The 12,266-nt window shown below is 60.3% G+C and carries 8 protein-coding genes and 1 rRNA gene; 8 read left to right on the plus strand and 1 reads right to left on the minus strand.

From position 1 onward, the window contains the following. Nucleotides 1–102: 102 nt before the first annotated feature. The 8 genes from rrf (at nucleotide 103) to NOM06_RS13185 (ending at nucleotide 9,946) form a co-directional block, all read left to right on the plus strand. A 5S ribosomal RNA gene (gene rrf / locus NOM06_RS13150) occupies nucleotides 103–217 on the plus strand. Nucleotides 218–382: 165 nt separating this feature from the next. Next, nucleotides 383–1,348 carry a transcriptional regulator EbgR gene (gene ebgR / locus NOM06_RS13155; protein ID WP_005342046.1) on the plus strand — a complete coding sequence of 322 codons (966 nt, stop codon included), beginning with the start codon at nucleotides 383–385 and terminating at the stop codon, nucleotides 1,346–1,348. A gap of 321 nt (nucleotides 1,349–1,669) precedes the next feature. Beyond that, complete coding sequence (gene ebgA, locus NOM06_RS13160; RefSeq protein WP_255911898.1) at nucleotides 1,670–4,744, plus strand: beta-galactosidase subunit alpha; 3,075 nt, start codon at nucleotides 1,670–1,672, stop codon at nucleotides 4,742–4,744. Continuing rightward, on the plus strand, nucleotides 4,741–5,196 hold the full coding sequence (locus NOM06_RS13165; protein ID WP_042864630.1) for a beta-galactosidase subunit beta: 456 nt from the start codon (nucleotides 4,741–4,743) through the stop codon (nucleotides 5,194–5,196). The genes ebgA and NOM06_RS13165 overlap by 4 nt, the downstream gene beginning before the upstream one ends. Before the next feature lie 103 nt (nucleotides 5,197–5,299). Continuing rightward, a complete protein-coding gene (locus NOM06_RS13170; RefSeq protein WP_255911899.1) occupies nucleotides 5,300–6,742 on the plus strand; it encodes an amino acid permease in 1,443 nt (480 codons plus the stop codon). 76 nt (nucleotides 6,743–6,818) lie between these two features. After that, nucleotides 6,819–7,157: a tRNA-binding protein gene (locus NOM06_RS13175; RefSeq protein ID WP_255911900.1), complete on the plus strand. Its 339-nt coding sequence runs from the start codon at nucleotides 6,819–6,821 to the stop codon at nucleotides 7,155–7,157. Between the two features lie 166 nt (nucleotides 7,158–7,323). After that, nucleotides 7,324–8,697 carry an amino acid permease gene (locus tag NOM06_RS13180; RefSeq protein ID WP_255911901.1) on the plus strand — a complete coding sequence of 458 codons (1,374 nt, stop codon included), beginning with the start codon at nucleotides 7,324–7,326 and terminating at the stop codon, nucleotides 8,695–8,697. A gap of 298 nt (nucleotides 8,698–8,995) precedes the next feature. After that, a complete protein-coding gene (locus NOM06_RS13185) occupies nucleotides 8,996–9,946 on the plus strand; it encodes a bile acid:sodium symporter family protein (RefSeq protein WP_255911903.1) in 951 nt (316 codons plus the stop codon). Between the two features lie 79 nt (nucleotides 9,947–10,025). On the opposite strand, the gene ovoA is transcribed toward NOM06_RS13185, so the two are convergent. Further along, the gene (gene ovoA, locus NOM06_RS13190) at nucleotides 10,026–12,176 is read right to left on the minus strand and encodes a 5-histidylcysteine sulfoxide synthase (RefSeq protein WP_255911905.1); all 2,151 of its coding nucleotides are present in this window, start codon (nucleotides 12,174–12,176) and stop codon (nucleotides 10,026–10,028) included. Nucleotides 12,177–12,266: the final 90 nt, after the last annotated feature.

Genomic DNA, 12,266 nt, shown 5'->3' on the forward strand with positions numbered 1-12,266 from the left:
CTGATATGGCTCAGTCGGTAGAGCGCATCCTTGGTAAGGATGAGGTCCCCAGTTCGATTCTGGGTATCAGCACCATTTTCAAGTTAGTTTTAAAAGCTTTTGCCTGACGGCAATAGCGCCGTGGAACCACCTGATCCCATGCCGAACTCAGAAGTGAAACGCGGTAGCGCCGATGGTAGTGTGGCATTCGCCATGCGAGAGTAGGACACTGCCAGGCACCTATTTAGAAGAGGCCTCCCATTCGGGAGGCCTTTTTGCATTTCTGCGTTACAAAAATCTGTCATGCCGCCGGCATTTTAGTAAAAGTGCTGGGCTATCAAGGGATTGCCCGTTACTCTTTAGCCGTTGCCGATTAACACGTGATGCTGCCAGCGAGGTATTGATGGCTACGTTGAAGGAAATTGCACAGGAAGCGGGGGTTTCTCTCGCCACGGTATCCCGGGTACTGAACGAGGATCCCAGCCTGAGCGTCAAGGAAGAGACCAAGCAGCGGATCTTCGAGATTGCCGAACGGCTGGAGTACAAGACCAGCAGCGCCCGCAAGGGGGTACACAAGAGCAAGCTGCACTTTCTGGTGGTCTATGCCTATCCCCAGAGTACCGAGGTCAACGACCCTTACTATCTCGCCATCCGTTATGGTATCGAAACCCAGAGTGCCCGCCTCAATATCGAACTGACCCATCTCTACAACTGTGGTGAAGGGCGCGAACTGAGCGCCGTGGATGGCATTCTGGTGGTCGGTACCCTCACAGCCGAACGTCTCGTCCAGCTAAGGGCTTGTTCCAGCCAGCTGGTGTTTGTCGACTGCCGTTCACAGGGAGAGTTTGACTCGGTCGATGTGGATCTTGCCCTGATCAGCCAGCAGGTCGTCGATTACTTCATCGCGCAGGGGCATCAGCGCATCGGTTATATCGGTGGCCAGGATGAGAATCCGGATCTGCGCGAACTGGCCTTCCGGGATTATGGCCAGCGGCTGGGGGTGGTGCAGGAGAGCGATCTCTATCGTGGGGACTTCTCCAGCGCTTCCGGCTACCAGTTGGCGAAGGAGATGCTGGCGGGTGACTGGCCCAAGGCGCTGTTCGTCGCCTCCGACTCCATCGCCATTGGTGTGCTGCGTGCCATCCACGAGAAGGGACTGGCGATTCCCCAGCAGATCGAGCTTATCAGCGTCAACGATATTCCGACCGCCAAGTTCACCTTCCCGCCGCTCTCAACGGTGCGGATCCACTCCGAGTTGATGGGCTCCCAGGGGGTCAATTTGCTGGTTGAGCGGCTGCGAGACGAGCGGGATATTCCACTCCGGGTGCTGGTACCGAGCAAGTTGACCCTGCGTGGCACTACTCGCTGATTTTAGTAAAACATTCTGCTTTTTAGTCGCGCCATCTTGCGGTGGTGCGACACATCTCCCAAGCAAACCTCTTTCCCATATCATCCAACAATTTCATATTATATTGTTTTATAATTGATTTTATTGCTGCTCAGCAAGCTACTATCAACATCCATGCCACTCATCCATATCTTGCCCTCCTTTATCTCCCGCTTCTGATCTCGCTCACAAAACCATCTGTTCATTGTGATCAGGTTAAAACTTTACCAATTCAAAGCTGATATTTAGTAAATGTTTATCTAGAGTTTACCCAGTCAAAGTTGCCTTGTTCTGGGAGGACATGTGAATAACTGGGAAAACGTCCAATTCGTTGGTGAAAACAGGCTGGCCCCGCGTGCCTACTTCTTCTCTTATGCCGACCACGCGCTGGCGGCCACCATGCAGCGCGAGCTGAGCCGCCGTTTTCTGAGCCTTGGCGGCCAGTGGCAGTTCCACTACTTCGACCACCCCCTGCAGGTGCCGGAGGCCTTCTATCACAGCCCCATGAGCGAGTGGGGCCAGATCACCGTGCCCAACATGTGGCAGATGGAAGGACATGGTCAGCTGCAGTACACCGACGAGGGTTTTCCCTTTCCCATCGACGTGCCCTTCGTGCCGACCAACAACCCCACCGGTGCCTATCAGCGCAGCTTCACGCTGAGCCCGGCCTGGGATGGGGAGCAGGTGATCATCAAGTTTGACGGGGTAGAGACCTACTTCGAGGTCTATGTGAACGGCCACTATGTCGGCTTCAGCAAGGGGAGCCGTCTCACCGCCGAGTTCGATATCAGCGCCTACGCCAACATCGGCGAGAACCTGCTGTCGGTAAGGGTGATGCAGTGGGCTGACTCCACCTATATCGAAGATCAGGACATGTGGTGGATGGCGGGGATCTTCCGCGACGTCTATCTGGTGGGCAAACCGGCCGCCCATGTGCAGGACTTCTTCATCCGCACCGCGCTGGCCGATGACAATCAAAGCGCCACCCTGAGCTGCGATATCCAGCTGGAAAATCTGGGGTCGGCTGCCCGAGATCACCGTCTGGTCTGGTCGCTGCTGGATCAGGGCCGCGAGATCGCCAGCGGCTCGCTCGATCATCTCGCCATCTACGGCAAGTGTGATTGCCGCTTCACGATGGATCTGGCTCACCCCCATCTGTGGAGCGCCGAAGATCCTTACCTCTACCAGCTGCAACTCTCCCTCTACAACGGTCAGGGCGAGCTGCTGGAAGTGATCCCGCAGCGGGTCGGGGTGCGTGAAATCAAGGTCAAAGATGGCCTCTTCTACGTCAACGGCCACTACCTCAAGCTGCATGGGGTGAACCGCCACGACAACGACCACCTCAAGAGCCGCGCGGTCGGCATGGATCGGGTGGAGCGCGATATCGTGCTGATGAAGCAGCACAACCTCAACTCGGTGCGCACTGCCCACTACCCGAACGACCCGCGCTTCTACGAGCTGTGCGACCAGTACGGTCTGTTCGTGATGGCGGAGACCGACGTGGAAACTCACGGTTTTGCCAACGTCGGCGATCTCAGCCGCATCACCGACGACCCCTTCTGGGAGCCGGTGTTCGTGGATCGCATCGAGCGCCATGTTCACGCCCAGAAGAACCACCCCTCCATCATCATCTGGTCGCTCGGCAACGAGTCCGGCTACGGCTGCAACATCAAAGCCATGTACCAGCGCTGCAAGGCGATCGACCCGACCCGGCTGGTGCATTACGAAGAGGATCGCGATGCCGAGGTGGTGGATGTGGTGAGTACCATGTATTCGCGCGTCTCCCAGATGAACTGCTTCGGCGAGTTCCCGATGGCGAAGCCGCGCATTATCTGCGAATACGCCCACGCCATGGGCAACGGCCCGGGTGGCCTCAGCGAATATCAGCAGGTGTTCGACCGTCATCTCCACATTCAGGGTCACTACATCTGGGAGTGGTGCGATCACGGCATTCTGGATCAGGACGAGCAGGGCCGCCCCGTTTACAAATACGGCGGCGACTACGGCGACTACCCCAACAACTACAACTTCTGCATGGATGGCCTTATCTATCCGGATCAGACCCCGGGGCCGGGCCTGCGTGAATACAAGCAGGTGATCTGCCCGGTCAAGGTGCGGGCGCTGGATTTGGCGAGCGGCAAGCTGGCGGTGGAAAATCGCTACTGGTTCTCCAATCTCGATGACATCCGCCTGCTGGTTGAAGTGAAGGCAGAAGGCGAACTGCTGGCCAGCCAGCAAATCCGGCTGGAAGGGGTTGCCCCCGGTGCCATCACAGAGCTGCAACTCGAGCTGCCTTCTCTCGATGGGCGGGAAACCTTCGTCCAGCTGCGGGTCATCAAGGCCACTGCCACCCGCTACAGTGCGGCGGAGCACGAGTTGGGCCAGTACCAGTTCCAGCTGAAAGAGTCGACTCGTCAGCTGCAGCCCTTTGCCAATCCCAACGCCACTCCGTTGCAGATTGCCGATGAGCGGCTCGACCTGACCCTGAGCGGCAGCGGCTTCACCCTGCGCTTCTCGCGCCTCGACGGCAAGCTGGTGAGCTGGCAGCAGGATGGCAATGAGCTCATCGAGCGCTCGCCGCGCCTCACTTTCTTCAAGCCGATGATCGACAACCACAAGCAGGAGTACGAGAGCCTGTGGCACCCGAACCACCTGCAGATCATGCAGGAGCACTTCCGTACCCTGAGCTGGCGTCAGCTGGGCGAGACGGTCGAGGTAACGGTGGAGAGCCTGATCGCGCCGCCGGTGTTCGACTTCGGCATGCGCTGCCGCTACGTCTACACCCTGAGCCCGAACGGCCAACTGCACGTGGCACTGTCCGGCCAGCCCTACGGCGGTTATGACGACATCATCCCCAAGATCGGCTTCGAGCTGGGCATTCGTCAGGATCTCGACCGGGTGCACTACTACGGCATGGGGCCGGGCGAGAACTATCAGGACAGCCGCCAGAGCAACTGGATCGACAGCTTCCAGAGCACAGTCAGCGAGATGTGGGAGCACTACCCCTTCCCGCAGGACAACGGCAACCGCCAGCAGGTGCGCTGGGCGACCCTGACCAATCGTCACGGTGCCGGTCTCTACGTGCGACCCGATGCCCCCATCAACCTCAGCGTCTGGCCCTACAGCTGGGAGCATATCCACGCGGCTCAGCACATCAATGAGCTGGAACCGAGCGGTTATCTCACCCTCAATCTGGATCACAAGGTACTGGGGCTCGGCTCCAACTCCTGGGGCTCCGAGGTGCTGGACTCCTGGCGGGTGCGCTTCGAGCCGTTCAGCTTCGGCCTGACCCTGCTGCCCATCGCCCGCGGCAACCTCAATCCGGCTGCGCTGGCCGGGCTCGATCTCACCATCAACGGCGGGAGGAACCTCGCATGATCACCCTGGACAACCTGACCCTGTTCAAAAACATCTACCGGGAGGGCAAGAAGTGGGGCCGCTGCGTGGAGGCCATCGACAACCTGGCCAACCTCAAGCCAGGTATCTGCCACTCCATCGGTGACTCCCTCACCTACCGCTTGCAGGAGGGGGCCAGCCCGGCCACCTCCCTGTTCGAGGGGCAGCGCCGCTACTTCGACGTTCACTACTACCTGGAAGGGGCAGAGACGGTGGAGTGGGCTGCCAAGAGCGAGCTGGCGGTCGAGCAGGCCTATGACGACACCACAGACCGAGAGTGGCTGGCTGGCGAGGTGCGTGAGCGCCAGCAGGTGGGCAACGGGCAGGTGGTGATCTTCGAGAACGATGAAGCCTACCGGTTCGTCGGCGACGGGCCGGTGCGCAAGGTGATCATCAAGGTCACCGTCGAAGGCGGCTACTTCAAGAACAAATAACAAGCCGCCGGTTCTGCACTGACAAAAGCCGGAAGGGCGGGGCTCACCCTACAACCCATGCCTCGCCCTTTCGCGGCAATAACTACAGGTCTGGAGATGCACCATGTCTGATTCCAAACGCAATACGATAGGCAAGTTTGGTCTGCTGTCGCTCACCTTCGCGGCGGTATTCAGCTTTAACAACGTCATCAACAACAACATCGAGATCGGTCTGGCCTCCGCCCCGATGTTCTTTCTGGCCACCATTTTTTACTTCATTCCGTTCTGCCTGATCATTGCGGAATTTGTGTCACTGAATAAGAACTCCGAAGCGGGGGTGTATGCCTGGGTGAAGAGCTCCCTCGGCGGTCGCTGGGCCTTTATCTCCGCCTACACCTACTGGTTCGTGAACCTCTTCTTCTTCACCTCCTTGCTGCCGCGGGTCATTGCCTACGCCTCCTATGCCTTCCTCGGCTATGAGTACATTCTCACCCCGGTGGCGACCACGGCATTGAGCATGGTGCTGTTTGCCTTTGCCACCTACGTCTCCACCAACGGTGCCAAGATGCTGGGCCCCATCACCTCGGTGACCTCGTCCCTGATGCTGCTGCTGACCCTCTCCTACATTCTGCTGGCAGGTGCGGCACTGGTGGGCGGCGTGCAGCCGGCTGACCCCATCACGGTAGAGGCCATGATCCCCGATTTCAGCTGGGCCTTCCTCGGCATCACCACCTGGATCTTTATGGCAGCCGGTGGCGCCGAGTCGGTGGCGGTCTACGTCAATGACGTGAAAGGGGGCTCCAAATCCTTCGTGAAGGTGATCATCATCGCCGGGATCTTTATCGGGGTGCTCTACTCCATTGCATCGCTGTTGATCAACGTGTTCGTACCGAGCGACACCCTGAAATATACCGGCGGCTCGGTGCAGGTGTTTGAAGGGCTGGCAGCCTACTTCGGCCTGCCGGAGATCCTGATGAACCGCTTTGTCGGGCTGGTCTCCTTCACCGCCATGTTCGGCTCCCTGCTGATGTGGACGGCGACCCCGGTGAAGATCTTCTTCTCCGAAATCCCGGCCGGCATCTTCGGCAAGAAGACAGTCGAGCTCAACGAGAACGGCGTGCCCGCCCGCGCAGCCTGGATCCAGTACCTCATCGTGCTGCCGCTGATGGTGATCCCGACCCTGGGCTCCAACACCGCGCAGGATCTGATGAACACCGTCATCAACATGACCGCCGCCTCCATGCTGCCGCCGCTGTTCATCATGCTGGCCTACCTCAATCTGCGCCTGAAGCTCGACCACCTGCCGCGGGAGTTCAAGATGGGTTCGCGCACTACCGGCATCGCCGTGGTCTCGGTGCTGATCGCCATCTTCTCGGTGGGCTTCCTCGCCTCCACCTTCCCGACCGGCGCCGACATCATGACCATCATCTTCTACAACGTCGGCGGGATCGTGATCTTCCTCGGCTTCGCCTGGTGGAAATACAACAGATACGAGGCCTCCCTCAGTGCCGAAGCGCGTGCCAAAGAGGCCCAGCCGACGGCGCAGGTTGCCATGCAGACGCCATAGGCACGGTATTGAATACCAATCAAACCGGGTGGCCGTTGGCCACCCGCAAACCGTTGAACCAGAAAAGGAAAAGAGCATGAGCGAGACGATCGAGTTTGCCGAATTCAAGCGGGTCGAGATGAAGGTGGGCAAGGTGCTGGAGGTGGTGCGTCACCCCGGTGCCGACAAACTCTACATCGTCCAGATCGACGTGGGTGGCGAGCGGCCGCTGCAGACCGTCACCAGTCTGGTGCCTTACTACAGCGAAGAGGAGCTGATGGGCAGCGAGGTGGTGGTACTGACCAACCTCAAGCCCACCAAAATGCGCGGTGAGCGATCCGAGTGCATGTTGCTGTGCGCCGAGATCCCGGACGAGAGCCAGAGCGTGCTGTTGCAACCGCGGGTGCCGATGGCGCCGGGCACTCCGATCGTCTGAATGGTATTGCGAGCCGGTGCGGGAGACGGTACCGGTTCAGCAACGAGGCCGTGCACGCGGCCCGATCATAACAAGAGAGTAAAGCGCGGGGCCGACAGACCCTTGCCGAACACATCACAGAGTCACAGCGCTCCCCACAGGGAGCGCAAGTCCACTGGAGGACACCATGTCTGAATCCGTACGCGGCACCATAGGCAAGTTTGCCCTGTTGTCGATGACCTTTGCCGCCGTGTTCAACGTGCGCAACATCGTCAACAACAACATCGAGCTGGGGCTCAGCTCCGCCCCTATCTTCCTGTTGGCGACCATCGTCTACTTCATCCCGTTTGTTTTCATCATCGCCGAGTTCGTCTCGGCCAACAAAAACTCCGAGTCGGGGATGTACGACTGGCTTAAAAAACCGCTCGGCACCCGGATGGCCTATCTGGGTTCGTTTCTCTACTGGTTCGTGAACCTGTTCTGGTTCGTCTCCCTGTTGCCCAACGTCATCGCCTACGCCTCCTACGCCATGCTGGGGTACGAGTACAGCTTCTCGCCCATGGTCACCTCGATCATCTCCATCGTGCTGTTTGCGGCGGCGACCCACATCTCCACCAAGGGGGCGAGCTGGCTCGGCAAGATTGCCGAAATAGTGGCCTACGGGGTATTTGCCCTGTTCGCCATCTATGTGCTGGGCGCCCTCATGGCCCTGAGTGGCGATCATGTGCCGGCCCAGCCCATCACGCTGGAGGCGATGACTCCCACCGTCAACTGGGCGACCCTCGGCATCATGTGCTGGATCTTCCAGGCGGCGGGCGGTGCCGAAACGGCAGCGGCCTACCTCAATGACGTGAAGGGCGGCCAGAAGTCCTTTATCAAGGTGATCATCAGTGCCGGTATCGTCATCGGTGCCATGTATGCGGTCGGTTCCCTGTTGGTGAACGTGTTCGTGCCGCGCGAGAGCCTCACCTATGCCGGCGGCATGGTGGAGATCTTCACCGGCATGGCCCAGTACTTCGGGCTCTCCGAGGCGCCGGTGAAGATCCACTTCTCCGAGATCCCGCAGGGGGTTTACGGCGAGAAGACCACCCAGCTCAACGAGCACGGCGTGCCGGTGCGCGCCGCCTGGTGGCAGTTTGTCTTCGTGTTCGCGATGCTGGTGGTCAACGGCTTCGGCTCCGAGTCGGTGCAGCAGATGATGAACACCGCCATCAACCTTACCGCCGGCACCGCCATGTTGCCGCCGATCTTCATCATGGTGGCCTACTTCGTGTTCCGCTGGAAACATGACGACACCCCGCGCGACTTCCGTATGGGGTCGCGCAAGTTCGGGATGGGCGTGGTGTCGGTGCTGATCGCCATCTTCGTGGTGAGCATGAGCGCCTCCGCCTTCCCGGCCGGGGTGGATCTGGTGCGTGCCTTCTTCATCAACGTCTTTATGACCGCGGTCTTCTCGGCGCTGGCCTACTGGTGGATCTCCCGCTTCGAGAAGCGGCAGGCCCGCAAGCTCGGTGGCAATGAGAAGAAAAGCGGCAACGGCAAGCTGGCCAGCCAGCGCTGATCGGCTGGGTGAGAAAGCGGAACGGGTGGCCTTGGTCGCCCGTTTTTTATCCATTTCGCGCCGGTTTGGCGCTATCTGGCCGCGGGTCATCAACTTCCGCTATTCGACAAAGACAAAGCAAAGGCGTTAAGCATTGATGAACAATTAACCGCTGCACAACGTTGCGCCTCTCTGTTATCGGGGTAAGCTGGAGGTTCGTTTTAGCGGGAGGTGCCAGACATCTCCCGCTCTGTTTCTTGTCCTCCCCAATCCTGACTGTCGCCACGGCAGCAGGATGCCCTTCTGATGGAGACCTTTCGTGCGTCTGGATCCCTTTACTGTTGTGCTGATTGCGGTGGTCACCCTGGCCTCCCTCTTTCCCTGCGAGGGGCAGGCAGCCGTCTGGTTCGGTCTGCTGACCAAGCTGGCGGTGGCGCTCTTGTTCTTCATGCATGGCGCCAAGCTGTCGCGCCAGAACCTGCTGGCGGGCCTCGGTCACTGGCGGCTTCATCTGGTGGTGATGCTCAGCACCTTCGTGCTGTTTCCGCTGCTCGGGCTGCTGCTCACCCCGCTGGTGCCCAGCTGGCTGAGTCCGGCCATCTACCTCGGCTTCCTCTATCTCTGCGCTTTGCCAGCCACCGTGCAGTCGGCTATCGCCTTTACCTCGATGGCAGGGGGCAATGTGTCGGCGGCGGTGTGCAGCGCCTCGGCCTCCAGCATCCTCGGCATCTTCCTCTCGCCGGTGCTGGTGGGGATGATGATCCACGTGCAAGGGGAGGGGATCGACACCTGGCACTCCATCCAGTCCATCATGATGCAGCTGATGCTGCCGTTCGTGGTGGGCCACCTGTCGCGCCCGCTCATTGGCCGCTGGGTCGACAGCCATCGGCCGCTCATCGGCAAACTGGATCAGAGCTCCATCCTGCTGGTGGTCTATGTGGCCTTCAGCGAGGCGGTGGTGCAGGGGATTTGGCGTCAAGTAAGTTGGTACGATCTGGCCAGTATTGTGCTGCTGAGCTGCGTCTTGCTGGCGCTGGTGCTCTGCTGGAACGTCTGGATCAGTCGTCGCCTCGGCTTCGACAAGGCGGACGAGATCACCATCGTCTTCTGCGGCTCCAAGAAGAGCCTCGCCAACGGGGTGCCGATGGCCAACGTCATGTTCCCCGCCGCCAGTGTCGGGGTGATGGTGCTGCCGCTGATGATCTTCCACCAGATCCAGCTGATGGTCTGCGCCGTGCTGGCGCGCCGCTATCACGAGCAGGGAGAGTGATACTCGCGCCGTTTTGGCTGTCATAACAAGAGGGAGGCTCGTTGGCCTCCCTCTTCTCATCTGCATGTCGACCGGCGGATTAGCGTTTGCGCCAGACAGTCAGCTGCGCCACCGTGTGCTGGTATTTACGGGCGGTCTCGCGGATGACGAAAGGCACATCCCGCGGCGGGCAGTGCTCCTCGAACTCCGCCGCCAGCAGCCGTTGCAGCGCCTGATAGGTGGTAAGCGCCTCGCCGTTTTCACGAATGCCGCCGAGCCAGTTGGCGGGCGGAGTATATTCCGCCAGCCAGGTATAGGGGCTGGTGAGCACCAGTAGGCCACCGCTGCGCAGCCGGGGGGCGATATCCCGCAGGAAGCGAGCGGGCTCCCGCAACCGATCGATCAGGTTAGAGGCGAGCACCAGATCGTAGTGGTCATATTTGGGCTTGAGGTTGCAGGCATCCCCCTGACTGAAGTGGATGCGCTCAGCCTGACTCGCCCCCAGCCCGTGGCTCGACAGGCGCGCCTCGCAATACTCCACCAGTTCACCCTCCAGCGGAATGGCGTAGCGGAAGCTGTCCTGGCTGGCGAGGGCCAGCGCCACATCGATGAAGCGGGCCGAGTAGTCCACCCCGTCCACGTGCTGGAAGTGGCGAGCCAGTTCGAAGCTGGCGCGGCCGGTGGCACAGCCGATATCCAGTGCCCGCTGGTGGTTGCTGCACAGCTCGCCAGCAAGATCAGCAAGCGTCTTGGCGTAGTTGGCTACCCCGAAGTGGCTCGGGCCGTACTGGAAGTCGAGATATTGAGCGACCAGCGTGTCGGTTTCATAGGGATTCACGATAACGGGTTCCTGATAACGGGAGACCAGATAGCGGAAACCCGCATGCTGGAAAAAGTGACGCCGGAAGGCGTAACGGGATGATTTGAGCGCTTCGTTACCCGTGCTGATCCAGCTGCCACCCTTGATCAGGGTGTGCTTGCCATCAAAGGTGGGGGTGGAGAAGTCGTCGTAGAGCGGGTGGATTTTAAAGCCGTCGAAGCCATCGATGGCGGTGCTGGTCCACTGCCAGACATTGCCCACCAGATCGAAGAACTCCCCTTGCGGGCAGGCATCCACCGGGCAGGAGGAGGCGAAGCGGGCCAGATTGATATTGCCGGGTGCCTCAGTCCAGTCCGGCTGATCGCCGGGAACTTGCTCGCGCAGCAGCATCCATTCCGCCTCGCTCGGCAGCTGGATGGGGAGTCCGGTCTGTGCCGCCTTCCAGCGACAGAAGGCGGCCGCTTCCAGCTGATTCACCTCGACCGGCCAGTCCCAGGGCATGGCGACCTGCTCGGTCATCAGCCGCAGCTGCAATTGTTCGGGCTCGGCGGGGTCACCCACCCAGAAGGTGGGCATCTGCGCCTTGGCGTACTGGCACCAGCCCCATCCCTCCTCATCCCACCACTGTTGCTGGTCGTAGCCGCCCGCCTGGACGAAGGCGAGGTACTCGGCATTGCTCACCAGCATGCGGCTGGCCTGAAACGGGGCCAGCTCGATCTGGCGCTCGCCATATTCGTTGTCCCAGCCGTAGGTGGCGTCCTGCTTGCCAAGGCGCACCTTGCCGCCGGCCACCGGCAGCAGACTGTTGGCGGGTACCTGATCAATGCGGTGGCGGGCTTCGGGGCAGGCGGGCCAATAAGGCTGCGGCCGCACCCAGGCGAGCGGCAACTGGCGGATGAGCACGCTGGAGGTCTCGAGGTGGATGCGCTCGTGCTCTATCCCCATCAGGATAACCCAGGCCGGGCTTTGCCAGTCGATGGGCAGGGTGAGCGGCATCTGGCGGATGAAGTCGCACACCAGCGAACGGACTTTGGCCCGATAGCTGCGCAGCTCGGTGACCTTGGGCCAGTCGTAGTGGGTCTCGTCCAGATCGTCCCAGCTCATCTCGTCCACCCCGATGGCGACCATGGCCTCGATGCGGGCATCCAGCCGCTGATCGATCAGGCGTGCCGCCAGCAGCTTGTTGATAAAGAAGGCGGCGGTGTGGCCGTAGTAGAAGATGAGCGGATGGCGCAGGGGGATCGCCTTGTTGAACCAGGCCCGCTCATCGGCCAGACAGTCGAACAGCGAGTCGTAGAGATCGAAGGTCTGGCAGAAGTAGGCGAGCAGCTCGCGCCGTTTCTGCTCGGGATCGCTGCCGGTCAGCAACGGGGTGTGAGTCGGCTCCGGCAGACCGGTGGCGGTGGCATAGAGAGGGCTTGCTTGGGTCACGCTCTGACTCCTTGTTGGCAGTGAAGACTGACAAGACAGTGGTAATGACATTACCGCAATGGAGAGCTTGGTACGCACGAAGTACCACTA

It is taken from the genome of Aeromonas sp. JL9 (genome assembly GCF_024436075.1).
In the GTDB taxonomy this organism is placed as follows: Bacteria; Pseudomonadota; Gammaproteobacteria; order Enterobacterales; family Aeromonadaceae; genus Aeromonas; species Aeromonas veronii.